The 14,085-nt window shown below is 53.1% G+C and carries 11 protein-coding genes and 1 tRNA gene; 1 reads left to right on the top strand and 11 read right to left on the bottom strand.

The features are described 5' to 3' along the window. Positions 1–67: 67 nt before the first annotated feature. From H3L98_RS09550 to H3L98_RS09540, 3 genes are all read right to left on the bottom strand, one after another. Positions 68–1,549, bottom strand: a complete 1,482-nt coding sequence (locus H3L98_RS09550; RefSeq protein ID WP_027021828.1) for a Ppx/GppA phosphatase family protein — start codon at positions 1,547–1,549, stop codon at positions 68–70. Between the two features lie 121 nt (positions 1,550–1,670). Then, complete coding sequence (gene putA, locus H3L98_RS09545; RefSeq protein ID WP_027021827.1) at positions 1,671–5,285, bottom strand: bifunctional proline dehydrogenase/L-glutamate gamma-semialdehyde dehydrogenase PutA; 3,615 nt, start codon at positions 5,283–5,285, stop codon at positions 1,671–1,673. 144 nt (positions 5,286–5,429) lie between these two features. Further along, positions 5,430–5,927, bottom strand: a complete 498-nt coding sequence (locus H3L98_RS09540) for a helix-turn-helix domain-containing protein (RefSeq protein WP_027021826.1) — start codon at positions 5,925–5,927, stop codon at positions 5,430–5,432. A gap of 157 nt (positions 5,928–6,084) precedes the next feature. On the opposite strand from H3L98_RS09540, the gene yecR reads away from it, so the two are divergent. Then, positions 6,085–6,492 carry a YecR family lipoprotein gene (yecR, locus tag H3L98_RS09535; RefSeq protein ID WP_051532025.1) on the top strand — a complete coding sequence of 136 codons (408 nt, stop codon included), beginning with the start codon at positions 6,085–6,087 and terminating at the stop codon, positions 6,490–6,492. A 42-nt stretch (positions 6,493–6,534) separates the two neighbouring features. Here the strand turns inward: yecR and H3L98_RS09530 are convergent, their stop codons facing one another. From H3L98_RS09530 to H3L98_RS09495, 8 genes are all read right to left on the bottom strand, one after another. After that, the gene (locus H3L98_RS09530) at positions 6,535–7,749 is read right to left on the bottom strand and encodes a multidrug effflux MFS transporter (RefSeq protein ID WP_246327813.1); all 1,215 of its coding nucleotides are present in this window, start codon (positions 7,747–7,749) and stop codon (positions 6,535–6,537) included. Between the two features lie 95 nt (positions 7,750–7,844). After that, a tRNA-Pro gene (locus H3L98_RS09525) sits at positions 7,845–7,921 on the bottom strand. 48 nt (positions 7,922–7,969) lie between these two features. Then, the gene (locus H3L98_RS09520) at positions 7,970–8,959 is read right to left on the bottom strand and encodes a pseudouridine synthase (protein ID WP_027021823.1); all 990 of its coding nucleotides are present in this window, start codon (positions 8,957–8,959) and stop codon (positions 7,970–7,972) included. 18 nt (positions 8,960–8,977) lie between these two features. Further along, positions 8,978–9,508 carry an SMC-Scp complex subunit ScpB gene (gene scpB, locus H3L98_RS09515; RefSeq protein ID WP_027021822.1) on the bottom strand — a complete coding sequence of 177 codons (531 nt, stop codon included), beginning with the start codon at positions 9,506–9,508 and terminating at the stop codon, positions 8,978–8,980. A gap of 15 nt (positions 9,509–9,523) precedes the next feature. Next, positions 9,524–10,210: a hypothetical protein gene (locus H3L98_RS09510; protein WP_182078430.1), complete on the bottom strand. Its 687-nt coding sequence runs from the start codon at positions 10,208–10,210 to the stop codon at positions 9,524–9,526. Positions 10,211–10,308: 98 nt separating this feature from the next. Beyond that, complete coding sequence (ylqF, locus tag H3L98_RS09505; protein WP_027021821.1) at positions 10,309–11,238, bottom strand: ribosome biogenesis GTPase YlqF; 930 nt, start codon at positions 11,236–11,238, stop codon at positions 10,309–10,311. A 219-nt stretch (positions 11,239–11,457) separates the two neighbouring features. Next, entirely contained in the window at positions 11,458–11,850 is a 393-nt protein-coding gene (locus H3L98_RS09500; RefSeq protein ID WP_027021820.1) for a response regulator, read from the bottom strand. A gap of 18 nt (positions 11,851–11,868) precedes the next feature. After that, entirely contained in the window at positions 11,869–14,052 is a 2,184-nt protein-coding gene (locus H3L98_RS09495; RefSeq protein ID WP_034333145.1) for an ATP-binding protein, read from the bottom strand. Between the last annotated feature and the right edge of the window lie 33 nt (positions 14,053–14,085).

Genomic DNA, 14,085 nt, shown 5'->3' with positions numbered 1-14,085 from the left:
TTTTTCTGAAAATTAGCCCTCACCCCAGCCCTCTCCCAAAGGGAGAGGGGGAAAGGTGTGGGAAAGTTTACACTGCGCTGACGCTTAATGCTTGTCCTGCTTTGTGCCAATGTTCGGCTTCGGCGGTAAGCGCGGCGGCGGTTAGGGGGTTGTCGTCTAACCAGCTTTGCGGCAGGCGCAGGGTGTAGTGTTTGCCTTGGCGCGATAAGGCGGCTTGGTCGGGCAGGGTAACGGGCAGGCGGGCGCGGCAGAACAGTACCGCCAAGCGCAACACCAGCACGGCACGCCACAGCAGTTCATCGTTTTTGATGATGTCGTGCATTTTTTTCAGGTCGCCGCGCTGACCTATGGCAAGGGCAGACAAAATATGTTGTTCGGGACGGGAAAACCCCGGCATATCGGCTTGTTCAAGAATATAGGCACTGTGTTTGTGGTAGGCGGTGTGGGCGATGTCCAGCCCGATTTCGTGCAGCATGGCTGCCCAACGCAGGCTGTCCTGCCAGCGGGCGGGCGGATTATCGTCGGCGGATACGTCTGTCCAAAAACGCTGCGCCAAACGGTTTACCCGCGCCGCTTGTTTGGTGCTGACGTGGTAGCGGTTTTGAAACTGCTGGGCGGTTTGTTCGCGCATATCGGTATCGGGATTACGCCCGATTAAGTCGTAAAACACGCCATCGCGCAAAGCGGCTTCGGTAAATTCCATGCTGGCGATGTCCAGCTCCTCAAACACGGCGGTCATTACCGCCAAACCGCCTGCAAAAACATCAATTCGTTCGGGTTTTAAACCTGCCAATTTGGCTTTTTTCACGCTGCCTGCGGCGGCGATGCGCTCTGCCAGCTGGTGCATGGCGGTTAGTGTGATGGTGTCGCCCAAGCCTTCGGCGGCAATCACATGGGCGATGGATTTGGCTGTGCCCGATGTGCCGAGTGTGATGTCCCAGCCTTCGCGTTTGTAAAATTTGGCGATGCGCTGGATTTCGCTACGCGCGGCGTGAATGGCGGCTTGAAAATTTTTGCGGTTGGCTTTGTCGGTAAAAAAACGCCCCGAATAACTCACACAACCTAAAGGCAGGCTTTCGGTCAAAATCGGATGCAGGGTGCTGCCGATAATAAATTCGGTAGAACCGCCGCCAATATCCACCACCAGCATTTTGCGTCCTTCGGCGGGATAGGTGTGTACCACGCCTGTGTAAATCAAACGCGCTTCTTCGCGCCCTGCAATCACTTCAATCGGAAAACCCAAAGCGGCTTCTGCCTGCGGTAAAAACGTGGCGATGTTTTTTGCCACGCGGAAAGTATTGGTGGCAACGGCACGGACACAAGCAGGGTCAAAACCGCGCAGCCGTTCGCCAAACTGCGCCAAGCATTCCAAAGCGCGGGTTTGTGAGGCTTGGTCAAGGTTTTTTTGCGCGTCCAAACCCGCAGCAAAGCGCACCATGTGTTTAATATTTTCAATAATTTGAATTTGACCGTTGCGGATTTGGCAAATTTGCAGACGGAAGCTGTTGGAGCCTAAATCAACAGAAGCGAGCATGGAAGAGGTATTCATAACAACAAATAGAAAAAACGCAGTTGGAAAGGCGCGTATGGTAGCGCAATTTCCACAGGCTTGGCAGCAGTAAAAAAGCTGCCCGCAGGGGCAGCTTGAAAAAGGGCAAAACAGAAGGCTGTTAAACGGCAGCGTTTTCCGATATCGCCATCAAATGCGCGTTACCGCCTGCGGCAGCGGTGTTGGTGCTGGTGGCGCGTTCGGCGAACAGCGGCAGAATATCAATTGCGTTGCTGCCGTCAATCACGCGCACCAGTGCGCCCGAACGGGCAGCGAGAGCGGTTTTTTGTTCCACATCGGGCAAATCCAATGCCAACACAGACAAAGTGCTGTGTTCAGGCTGACGGTGAACCACAATCAGTCCTTGTGAATCAGGGGCGAGCGCGGCGAGCGGGTGGTCTTCGCCGACTACGGTTTGAATGCCCGCCAATGCCAGCCAAATCAAGGCTTCCCAAGCGCGTTCGCGGCTGCCGCCGTACAGCCAAACTTGCGCGGGCGCGTGCCACGACAAGACGTTTTCTTCGCCTGTCGGACCATCCAGCACCGCTTCGGCATGGCGCAAGGTGTGCAAACGCGCCTGTCCCAATACTGCTGCTAAACGCAACACGGTTTCTTGTTCAAAACCGCTTTGGCGGATTAAGTGTTCCAACACGGCAGCGGCGTTATCGTCTGCCGTACCGTTGCGGGTAAGCGCGGGCAACTGCCATGAGCCTTGGCTTAAACGCTGCAAGTAAAACGCGCCGCCTGCTTTCGGTCCTGTGCCAGACAAACCGTGTCCGCCAAACGGCTGCACGCCCACCACCGCACCGACAATATTGCGATTAACATACACATTGCCTGCTTCAATATGCGCGGCGATGTGCGCCACGGTTTCATCAATGCGGCTGTGGATGCCGTGGGTCAGCGCATAGCCTTTGGCATTGATTTGGCGGATTAAATGGTCTAATTCGCCCGCGCGGTAACGCACAACGTGCAACACGGGACCAAACACTTCGTGTTGCAAATCGTTTAAATCGGTCAATTCCAACAGGGTGGGTGCAACAAACGTGCCTTGAGCGCAGCTTTCGGGCAATTCGGTTTGGTAGAAACTGCGGGCGCGGGTTTTGACGGCATCAATGTGTGCCAACAGTTTGGCTTGGGCTTCGGCATCAATCACAGGTCCGACATCGCTTGCCAAATCCCACGGATTGCCCACGCGCAATTCGCGCATCGCGCCGCGAATCATGGTAAGCAAACGGTCGGCAACGTCTTCCTGCACACACAGCAGGCGCAGGGCGGAACAGCGTTGTCCCGCGCTGTCAAACGCGGACATCAGCACATCAGCGCAAACCTGTTCGGGCAGGGCGCTGCTGTCGGCAATCATGGCGTTTTGTCCGCCTGTTTCGGCAATCAGCACGGGCAAATCGGGGCGTTGTGCCAAAGTTTGGTTAATCAACCGCGCCACTTCGGTTGAACCTGTGAAAATCACGCCCGCAATGCGTGTGTCTTGGGTGAGTGCTGCGCCCACGTCGCCCGCACCCAATACCAATTGCAAGGCGTTTTTGGGAATGCCTGCTTCGTGCATCAGCTGAACGGCGCGATAGGCAATCAGGCTGGTTTGTTCGGCGGGTTTGGCGACCACGGTGTTGCCCGCTGCCAAGGCGGCGGAAACTTCGCCGATAAAAATCGCCAAGGGGAAATTCCACGGGCTGATGGCGGCAATCACACCCAAAGCAGGACGGGAAGCGCACACGGTTTCGGCTTGCGCGGCATAGTAACGGCAAAAATCCACCGCTTCGCGCACTTCGGCAACGGCATTAGACAGGGTTTTGCCTGCTTCGCGCACCGCTAACATCATCAGTTCGGGCGCGTGTTGTTCCAATAAATCGGCGGTACGGCGCAAGCAGTCGGCGCGTTGTGCAGCGGGGGTTTGCGACCAATTTTTATACGCTGCGCCCGCCGAACCGACCACCGTTGCCACCGCATCGGCATTTAAAAACGCCGCTGTTCCCACCACATCGGCATGATGGGCGGGATTGCGTACTTCGCGGGCTGCGGCGGTATCGGCTTTTTTCAGGCGCGATGTGACCAAAGATTTGGCGGCGAGCGGGGTTTGCGCGGCGGCGTTCATGGCTTGCTGCAAAGCGTTTAAGGTATTTTCATTGCTTAAATCCCAGCCCTGCGCGTTTTCCCGCGCTGCGCCATACAAACGGCGCGGCAGCGGCACACCCGCGTGCATTGCCCCTGCGTCTGCTTGTGCAGCGGCAACAGGCGATTGCAACAAAGTATCCATATCAGTGTTTTCATCAACAATCTGATTGACGAAAGACGAATTTGCCCCGTTTTCCAACAAACGGCGCACCAAATACGCCAACAGCGTTTCGTGCGTACCGACAGGCGCGTAAATGCGTACCCGATGCGGAAAACCGCTGCTGCCAATCACTTGGTCGTACAGCGTTTCGCCCATACCGTGCAGGCATTGGCATTCGTATTCTTTGTCTTTGCCCAACTGCATAATCGCCGCCAAAGTCAGCGCATTGTGGGTGGCAAACTGCGGATAAACCGCGTCTTGCGCTGCCAACAGCTTGCCCGCGCAATGCAGATACGACACATCGGTATGTGCTTTGCGGGTGTAAACGGGATAGCCGTCCAAACCCTCTACCTGCGCCCATTTGATTTCGCTGTCCCAATACGCGCCTTTTACCAGACGAATCATCAGCTTGTGCTGGTGTTTGCGTGCCAAGTCCACCAAATAATCAATCACAAACGGGGCGCGTTTCTGATACGCCTGCACCACAAAACCAATGCCGTCAAAGCCCGCCAAATCGGGGTCGGCAAGCAGTTTTTCCATCAAATCCAGCGACAATTCCAAACGGTTGGCTTCTTCGGCATCAATGTTTACGCCGATTTGATAGCTTTTTGCCAAAATAAATAATTGTTTTAATTTGGGATAAAGCTCGTCCATCACGCGGGCGTGTTGGGCGCGGGCATAGCGCGGGTGCAGCGCCGACAGTTTGACAGACACGCCGTTGCTGTCGTAAATGCCTGCGCCTGCGGCATGTTTGCCTACGCTGTGTACGGCATTGACATAGTCTTGATAGTAGCGTTCGGCATCGGCTTGGGTCATGGCGGCTTCGCCGAGCATATCAAAGGAAAAACGGTAGCCGCGCTGTTGGCGTTCCTGACCGTTTTGTAAGGCTTCGGCAATGGTTTCGCCCGTTACAAACTGTTTGCCTAACAAACGCATGGCGTAATCGGCAGCAGCGCGAATCAGCGGTTCGCCGCCTTTGTTTAACAAACGGGTAAGCGTTGCACCCAAGCTGTCGCCACGCTGCGGCAGCGCGGAAAATTTGCCTGTCAGCAGCAAGCCCCACGCCGCCGCATTAACAAACAAAGACGGGCTTTGTCCAACATGGCTTTGCCAATCGCCTTTGGCGAGTTTGTCGCGGATGAGTTTGTCGCGGGTGGCGGCATCGGGAATCCGCAGCAGGGCTTCTGCCAAACACATCAGGGCAATGCCTTCTTCGCCCGACAAGGAAAATTGGTGCATCAGCGCATCTACCCCGCCTGCCTTGCTGCGGCTGTCGCGGATTTGGCGCACCCAAGCCTGCGCTTGTGCGGTAGCGGCTTGTTCTTGCGCGGGCGACAGGGGCATATGGGCGAGCAAATCGGCAACGGCTTCGGCTTCATCGCGGCGGTAGGCAGCGGTAATGGCTTGACGCAAAGGATTGGACGGGTCGTGGGCGAATTGGAACATAGTGGTTTTTTCCGCAAATAAAAAATCGGTACAGTAAACTGCTTAATTTTAACAAAATCAGGCTATCAATGCGAATGGCGCACAGTGTTAGCCAAACAAAACGCTGTCCTTGTGGACAGCGTTTTGTCTAAAAAGTAAACGGCATCAAGCAGCCGTTTCGCCTGCAGGTAACTGGTTTTTCAGTGTCGCCAACAAATCGCGCAATAAATCAATTTCGCGCTGTTGCGCTGCTGCCAGTTCGTCAAAATGCCGTTGTTTTTGCGACATAAGTTCCTGCTGGTAAGCCAGTTCTTGTTTTAAATTTTTGATTTCGTGCAACAGCTCTTCCGCACCGTTGTAGTAGGTGTGATGATTGGGGCTGTCTTGGTTAATCAGGCAGACAACGCTTTGTTTTAAATCTTGAAAATCTTTTAATCGGTTTTGGCGTGCGATATAGACAGTATCCGTATCCGCCGTAATTAAATCCGCCACATCCATACCGAATACCGCCGCAATCTGTTCCAGCTTGGGAATATCCAAACGCCGTTTACCGCGCTCGATTTTGGCATAGCCGTTTACCGACATACCCAATTTGGCTGCCATTTCTTCTTGAGAAAAACGCTTGATTTCGCGCAAGGTGCGTACTTTTTCGTTAATTTCCATAATAAGGGACTTTTTGGGCGGGTAAGGGGGACAGTTTGTTGGTGGTATTGGTGGACTGCTGTTGTTATTCTAACAGAATTATAGAGTCGGAAAAGAACGGGCATGGGCTTAAGCCTGTGCTTCTGATTAATTTTTTGTAAAATAAGGAGTTTGAATAATGTATGGTAAAGTGTGGGTGTGCGGGCTGGTGTCGGTACTGGCGTTGGCATCGTGTCGTTCCTTGCCTGAGCCGACTGATTGGCAAGCCATCGGCGGCAGTCGTGCCGATGGTACGGTACGGGTGGCATACGAAAAACATTTTAAACAGCGGCTGACACGCAACGAACAACAGGCACAACATATTGCCTACCAACGCTGTAAAGTATGGGGTTTTACGGGCGCGGAATCGTTTGGTGGCAGTACGCGCAGTTGTGTGGAACGCCATCCTAAAGGCGTGTGCCTGATTTGGCAGCATGTGCGCGAATATCAATGTACCGACCACCATCAGGACAAACCCGCTGCCGTGCAAAAAACGCAAGACGGACAGGGTAATGTGATTATCAACTTAAGCCCGATTAACAAATAAAAATTGTTTTTTGATTGCGCCGTTGTCTGACAACGGCGTTTTTTACGGTTTGCCAAACAGGGATTGCCGTGAAAAGCCCATCAGCAGCGCGATACCGCTTAAAGTGCAGCACAACATCATGGTGGTCATCACAGCAGCCGTGCCGTTGTGCAGTTCGGTGGCGGTAAAGGCAACGGCAGCGGCAATCAGCGATTGCGTGGCGAGCAGCAGGGCATTGGCGCTGCCACCCGCTTGGCTAAAATGTTCCATAAACAAAGCCTGCGTATTGGCAACAATTAAGCCCTGTGTGCCAACGGATACCATACACCACGCCAACATCCACGCCATTGGCGGTAAACCGTGCCACGCGCCCGCAGTCAGCATTATATTGGCGCACAATTGCACGGCAATGCCTGCCAATAAAATATTTTTCGGCTCGCTGCCGTGGCGCAAACGCCATGCGGTGGTGCGGTTAAACAGTGCCATCACAACAATATTGCCCGCAAACGCCCATGCGTACTGGTGCTGGCTTAAACCGTATAATTTCATGTAAACAAAGGGGGATTCGGTAAGAAACACCAGCATGGACGAAAAAGAAGCGGCTTGCAGGAACAAAAATCCCAAAGCGGGGCGCGTGGTCAAAACACTGCGGTAACGCGCCAGCACGGTGTGTAAAATATCGCGGGTAAACGGTTCGGCGCGTTTGTGTTTGGGTAGGAAAACCCTTATCAAAACAAATGCCAATGCGCCATAAGTCAGCAAAAAACCGAATATCAAACGCCAGCCGCCAAGGTGTTCTAGCAGCGAGCCAATCAGCGGCGCAAGCGAGGGCGCAGCCATCATAATAATGCCAATTAAAGCAAACATTTGTGCGGCTTCGCGCCCGTGGTAGTTGTCGCGCACCACTGCGCCCACCACCACCGATGCCATGCCTGCGCCCACCGCCTGCACCAGCCGCAGCAGCAAAAGTTGATTGGCGGTCTGCACCAAAATCAGTCCGATGCTGCCGAGCATATACACGCCCAAACCCGCCAATGCCAAGTTTTTACGCCCTTTAATGTCGGACAGCGAACCACCGAGCAACTGACCGACTGCCACACCCAAAATAAAACTGCTGAGGCTTTTTTCAATATGGTGGATATCGGCGTGAAGCGATTCCGCCATTTGCGGCAGCGCGGGCAGGTAGGCATCAACGGAAAAGGGCATAATCGCCACCAGCATGGCAAGCAGGAATGCCATTTGGCGGTCGGTAAGCGGGGGGCGGACAGCAGGGGGCATGGTATTGCCTTTTTGCGAATGGATAAGGGTATGCAGCGGCAACGGTAAAATACATAGCAATTCAGGCAACCCGATAAAAAGGTTGCCTGAAAAATTGGTCGGAATGAGAGGATTCGAACCTCCGACCCCTTCGTCCCGAACGAAGTGCGCTACCGGACTGCGCTACATTCCGAAAAGAGATGCCATTATACGCGCCAAGCGGGTGTTTGGCAAGCGTGAATTATCGGCGGCGCGAACCGGGCAGGGGCATATCCGCCCATTTTAAAATATTGGCGACTTCAGCGGGATTGAGTTCGTAAAACTGCCCGCGTTTCAAACGGTTGGGCAAGCCAATCGGACCAAAGCCCGTGCGCACCAAGCGGCTGACGGTTAAGCCCAAATGTTCAAAAATGCGCCGTACTTCGCGGTTGCGCCCTTCTTTAATCACCACGTTATACCAACGGTTTGCACCTTCGCCGCCTTGTTCGCGGATGCGTTCCAGTTTTGCCAAACCGTCTTCCAACATCACACCTTCTTCGGTAAGCTGGCGCATTTGTTCGCTGTCCAATCCACCCAACACACGCACGGCGTATTCGCGTTCCACTTCAAAGCTGGGGTGGGCGAAACGCTGCACCAATTCGCCCGATGTGGTCAGAATCAACAATCCGCAGGTGTTGATGTCCAAACGTCCGATTGCCACCCAACGGCTGCTGGCAGCTTGCGGCAAACGGTCAAACACACTGATGCGCCCTTGTGGGTCGTTGCGCGAAACGATTTCGCCTTCTTGTTTATAATACAAGATGATGCGTGGTAAACGGTCTGCCCATTTTAACTTGATTGCCGTGCCTTTTACGGTCACTTGGTCTTCGGGGGAAACCTTGTCGCCCAAGCCTGCAGTACGCCCGTTGATGCTTACCCAGCCGTTTTCAATCCATTGTTCCATTTCGCGGCGCGAACCGACACCCGAAGCGGCAAGGGCTTTTTGCAGGCGCACGGGTTCAATGCGCGACAAATCGGTGCGTTGTTCTTTTAAATCGCGGGAACGGTCTTGAATTTTTTGATTGGGGGCGCGTACCACCAATTTTTTGGCGCGGTTGGCGCGGGTTTTGGCGGGGGCTGGCGCATCGGTTGGGCTTTCGCGGCGGCGCACGGTCGCAGCAGGACGGCGTGATGGTTTTTTCGCCGTGCCATCACGAAACTCGCGCTTGCTTTTTGGGGTTTTGTTTTTCATAAAAAAATGCTTTATTTGCTATTCGCTGTTAAATACTTCGCCCAATTCCGCCAAAGGGGGCAGGGCGTTCAGGCTGTCCAGCCCGAAATCACTTAAAAAAGCAGCGGTGGTCGCCCACAAAGTAGGCTTGCCGATGCTGTCGCGCTGTCCTGCTGCGGCAATCCAACCGCGTTCCTGCAACACCTGCATCACGTTTGGCGAGACGGAAACGCCGCGCACTGCTTCAATATCGCTGCGCGTAACAGGTTGTTTATACGCAATAACTGCCAAAGTTTCCAGCACGGCGCGGGAATAACGCGGCGGACGTTGCTGCTGCCACTGCCCCAAACGTGCAAACGCTTCGCCGCACACTTGAAAACGCCAACCCGCAGCGGTTTGAACCAATGCCAAACCACGGTTTTGCCAACGCTTTTGCAAATTCTGTAGATAAAGCTGCAAGGCTTCAGGCGATGCGGGCGGTTCGCACAAGCGGCACAAAGCGGCTTCGTCCACCGCTTCGGGCGCAGTCAGCAGCGCGGCTTCCAGCAGCATTTCGGGCGACAGGTTCATGCAGTGGCTGGAAAATTAACGGCGTTTGCGACCACCACCGATGCGGCTGGGGCGTTGGTGATTGCTGGGCGCAGCCTGTTGGGTGGGACGGTACTGCTGTTGTGCGGGCTGGGCGGCACGTTGGTCGGGAGACTGCTGTTGCGCGGGTGCGTTGGCAGGCACAAACGGTTTGTTTTGTGGCGCGGCGGCAGCGGGTTTGGGCGGCGGAACTTGGCTGGGGTGCTTCGCCTGATAATCCTGATGCACACGCTCAACCGCTGCCGTGGGTTTGGGAGCAGGTTCGTATTTGTTTTTATTCATGGCATTAGCCGCCAAATAGCCTGCCGCCGCGCCCAATGCGCCATACAGCAGCCAACTGCCTGTGTCGGGGTCAAAAGTATATTGCTGGCCGTCTTTGCCTTGCACCACTTCACCCGCTTTGGCGGCTGCCTGCGCTTCTTTGGGAATGGTATTGGCTACTTCCGAAGCCGCCAATTGATACACCTGCGCCGCAGAAGAAGCTGCTTGAGCCACAGCCGAAGCGGCTTGTGTGCCTGCATTTTGCACTTCGCCCTGCAAACGTTTGATTTCCGCTTCCTGTTTCAGCAGTTCAATTTTCTTTTGGTTTTCTTGGATTTGCTTGTCTTGCTCGTTTTGCTGACCGCCGCAGGCAGCCAACAACATTGCTGCACCGACATAAGCCAATATTTGTTTTTTGTTCATGGGGGTTGTCCTTTGATGTTTGTGTGATCACACAGAATTCGCTAGAACGGCTATTGTAGCCGAAATCGGCGGATTTAGCGCGTTTGGCGGATGGTGTTTTATGCCTGTCCCGTTCTCGCCGCTTTTTTGGCTTCACGCGCTGCCTTTAATTCCGCTTCTTTCTGACGCGCCGTTTTCAGCCAGCCCGCCCATTGATTGGGCGTTTCCAGTGTGATGCGCCCAATGTGTCCGCCGCGAAAATCGCCCAACACCGCTTCGGCGGCTTTTTGATAATTGACACGCCCGCCGCCCAGCAATGCGCCGCGTTTTTGCGCCACCCATTCCAACCACGCCACATCGTCCCAATGGCTGGACGGGTCGCGGTCGGGCTGGTAGCGTTCCTGTAACAAGGGCAGGTAGTGACGGCGCAAATAATCCAGCAGCACCAACGCCACTTCTTCCTCGTCCAAAGCATTGCGCCCCACCGCGCCGCTTGCCGCCAAATTGTAACCGCCTTGTTCCACAATAATTTTTGGCCACAACATGCCGGGCGTGTCGTACAGCCAGAAATCGTCTGCCAAAAACAAACGCTGTTCGGCTTTGGTAATCCCCGGTTCGTTACCCGTTTTGGCGGATTTTTTGCCTATCATGCCGTTGATTAAAGTGGATTTTCCCACATTGGGAATACCGCAAATCAACACGCGCAAAGGTTTGTCCAAACCGCCGCGCTGCGGCATCATCTGGCGGCAGGCACGGGTGATTTTGGCGGTGGCATTGGCTTCCGATGCGTCCAATGCCAAAGCTTGCGTGTGTTCGCGGCTGTTAAATTCGTTGAGCCACAAGGCAGTACGTTCGGGGTCTGCCAAATCCTGTTTATTGAGGATTTTCAGCTTCGGCTTACCGCGTGAAAGCTGCGCCAGCAAAGGGTTTTCGCTGGAAGCGGGCAAACGTGCGTCCAGCATTTCAATTACCATATCAATGCTTTTGATGCGGTCGGCGATGGCTTTTTTCGCCTTGTTCATGTGTCCGGGAAACCATTGAATCGCCATGATTATTTTCTCAAACAAAAAAATGCGCATACCCGATTACGGATATGCGCCAAGTCTACAAAGGAGAAATAGAGGAGAAATATTCCAACGCATTGCTGCGTCAGAACAGAAGCCATTATGCGGCTTCGGCGCACTGCTGTCAAATTAAGATTCGCCGTGTTTGCATCATTTTTTTATAAGAAACATCAAGATTTGTAAAATGCTGCCACGGCAAAAACTTTATTTACGCGCGTCTTTCAACATTTTTTGGTGGTTTGCCAGCAGTTTGTTAAACGCCAGCATCAACTGCTCTTCGGTAAACGGCTTGCAGATAAAGCCCCGTGCGCCGTATTGCAATGCCCGCAGCCCCGTTTGACGGTCCGACAGCGCCGACACCACCAAAATGCTGACATCCGAACTCAAAGCGCGGATACGCTTGATGCATTCCAAGCCGTCCACTTTGGGCATGGTCAAATCCATGGTAATCAAATCGGGACGGTGCTGCATAAACAGTTCCACCGCGTCTTCACCGTTGGAAGCGGTGGCGACCACTTCAATATCCATATTGTCCATGCTGCGCTCGATGCGGTTGCGGATGATGTTCGAGTCGTCAACAATCATGAGTTTGGTCATTTTGCTTTATCCGTGTGTTTATTGTTTTGCTTTCGGGAACTTAATGCTAAAGCGGGTGTATTGGTGCTGGGCAGTGGCAATATTCATTTTGCCGCCCATGCCGTGTACGGTTTCTTTGATGATACCCATACCCACCCCCTTGCCAGCGTCTTCGGTGGCCTCGTCCAAAGTGGAAAAACCGTCGCCCAACATCATCATCAGCAGTTGGTTTTTGTTCAACTGCGCGGCTTGTTCGGCGCTATATTGCCCGCTTTGTACGGCTTTGGCGCGAATGGCTTCAAAATCAATGCCGTTACCGTCGTCTTCGGCAACCAGCATTAGGTGCTGTTTGTCTTTGTCTTCGCTGATGCTCAGTTTCAAACGTCCGGTTTCGGGTTTTTTGCGTTCTTGGCGTACTTCGGGAGACTCAATGCCGTGAATTACCGCATTGCGTAAAATCTGCATGGCAATATCCTGTACAGCCTGCCATTGCTTGCCCGTTACACCGTGTTCTTGGTCAAAGCCTTGCACCGAAAGGGTAACTTTTTTACCCGAACGTTCGGCAATATCGCTGACAAAACGCTGCAGGTGCAAAGCCTGTGCATGGGCAAACTGCACCGAAGCGGGTGTATTGGCAGAATGCGCGGTTTGTTTGGCGTTCAAGATTTCCTTGTTTTGGCTGCGGTTCAAACGTTCGCTGTAGTTGTCCAAAATGTCTACCAAACGGTATAAATCTTCCAACAGCACCACCATACCCAAAAAGTCCTGACCGCTCAAGCTGCTTTGGCGGCGCAACATGGCAAGTGTGTCTTCCACCGTTTCGCAAATATCCACCATGCGGCTCAAATGCAGTGCCGAAGCCTCGCCCTTGATGCTGTGGATACCGCGTCCGATATAATTGACTTTGGTTTTCAATTCCATCTGTCCCGTTTCGGGTGATTTGAGCGCAGTATTGATTTCTTCCAAACGTTCTTTGCTCACGCGGATAAAGTTTTCCAACACCATACCATCGGTATTCAAAATGGTGTTGAGCATTTCCAACTCGCGTTTTTCCTGTTCTTTTTGTGCTTCCAAGCTCGATTGCAGCATTACCGTTTCGGTACTGTCCACCACGTTGACCAAAATCCGTTCAATTACACCATTATTGGTTACGCGGAAAAACTTAAAGTCCAAATACTTGGGCGTGCTTTCGTTTTCGGGGATAAAGGTAATGCGGTGTAGCGGGTTCAAATCCTCAATCAAATCTTCCACCACCCAATCGCTGTAGAGCTGCTCCACGAAAATACGGGTGGTTTCCAATTCGCTTTCCGGCACAATGCCCGCAATCACGTCCAAAAAGTTTTTTCCGCCAATGTCTTTTTGCCCCAAAATTTCTTCCAAACGCGCCGAATATTCGTGTCCGATTTCAAAATCTTTATTCACCAAGAACAAGCCTTCGCGCACAGACGACATGATTTCGCCCATTTCGCGGTTGGCGATTTCCAGCAGCTCATCACTTTCTGCTAAACGGCGCAGCGCACCGAATACAATCAGACCAAACAGGGCAAATGCCAGCACAATGCCTGCCAGCTGTACGCGTTCCCATACGGCGGTTTCATCGGCAATCTGCCCGTGCAGGATTTGGGTAAGGTGTTCGGTTTCGGTCAGCAGCGATTGGTTGTACAAACGGGTGTATTCCACCAGATAATTACTGGTTTTGGCATTGATATAGCCTGCGCCGATGTCTTGCAGGTAGTTATCTAACAAACCCAAATAAGGTGTCCAATACACATTGAGCTTTTCAACGTGCTTGCGCACATCGGGGTCTTGGCTTAACTGCTTGTCGATATGGGCTGCGGTTTCGTTGGGCAGTTTGATTTCGCCGCCTTGTTGTAGTGCTTCCAATGCCTGTTCAAACTGGTTGCGGTATTGTTTGATTTCGCCGATGCGGTACAGCATTTCCTGCGGCAGCGTATTCAGGGCAACGCGCCCGTCTGCGGTGGCGGAAGCAGCCATGGCTTCTCGCAGGTACAAATCGGTATCCATCAGGTTTTTGGACATTTGCTGTACCAGCACGCCCTGACGGGTGGAAGCATCAATAATGAGGGCGTGGTTGGTAAAATAACGCGTGGCAAAAAAGCTGAAAATCAACAACAATACGTTTAATGCCAAAAAGACGCCAATCAACAGCACCAAAACGCGGTATTTTTTGATGCTGCGGTTAAAAAATCGGCTGTGAAACATAATGCAAGCCCTTTTGTTTTTGTTTCATCAAAG

Source organism: Conchiformibius steedae (genome assembly GCF_014054725.1).
Taxonomy (GTDB): Bacteria; Pseudomonadota; Gammaproteobacteria; order Burkholderiales; family Neisseriaceae; genus Conchiformibius; species Conchiformibius steedae.
The sequence above is the reverse complement of the archived record's forward strand: the minus strand, read 5'-3'. Positions and strand labels throughout refer to the sequence as shown.

What these genes read in the sequence shown, in the direction of transcription:
- H3L98_RS09550 (WP_027021828.1), bottom strand. Translation starts at nt 1,549, where the DNA reads ATGAATACCTCTTCCATGCTCGCTTCTGTTGATTTAGGCTCCAACAGC.
- putA (WP_027021827.1), bottom strand. Translation starts at nt 5,285, where the DNA reads ATGTTCCAATTCGCCCACGACCCGTCCAATCCTTTGCGTCAAGCCATT.
- H3L98_RS09540 (WP_027021826.1), bottom strand. Translation starts at nt 5,927, where the DNA reads ATGGAAATTAACGAAAAAGTACGCACCTTGCGCGAAATCAAGCGTTTT.
- yecR (WP_051532025.1), top strand. Translation starts at nt 6,085, where the DNA reads ATGTATGGTAAAGTGTGGGTGTGCGGGCTGGTGTCGGTACTGGCGTTG.
- H3L98_RS09530 (WP_246327813.1), bottom strand. Translation starts at nt 7,749, where the DNA reads ATGCCCCCTGCTGTCCGCCCCCCGCTTACCGACCGCCAAATGGCATTC.
- H3L98_RS09520 (WP_027021823.1), bottom strand. Translation starts at nt 8,959, where the DNA reads ATGAAAAACAAAACCCCAAAAAGCAAGCGCGAGTTTCGTGATGGCACG.
- scpB (WP_027021822.1), bottom strand. Translation starts at nt 9,508, where the DNA reads ATGAACCTGTCGCCCGAAATGCTGCTGGAAGCCGCGCTGCTGACTGCG.
- H3L98_RS09510 (WP_182078430.1), bottom strand. Translation starts at nt 10,210, where the DNA reads ATGAACAAAAAACAAATATTGGCTTATGTCGGTGCAGCAATGTTGTTG.
- ylqF (WP_027021821.1), bottom strand. Translation starts at nt 11,238, where the DNA reads ATGGCGATTCAATGGTTTCCCGGACACATGAACAAGGCGAAAAAAGCC.
- H3L98_RS09500 (WP_027021820.1), bottom strand. Translation starts at nt 11,850, where the DNA reads ATGACCAAACTCATGATTGTTGACGACTCGAACATCATCCGCAACCGC.
- H3L98_RS09495 (WP_034333145.1), bottom strand. Translation starts at nt 14,052, where the DNA reads ATGTTTCACAGCCGATTTTTTAACCGCAGCATCAAAAAATACCGCGTT.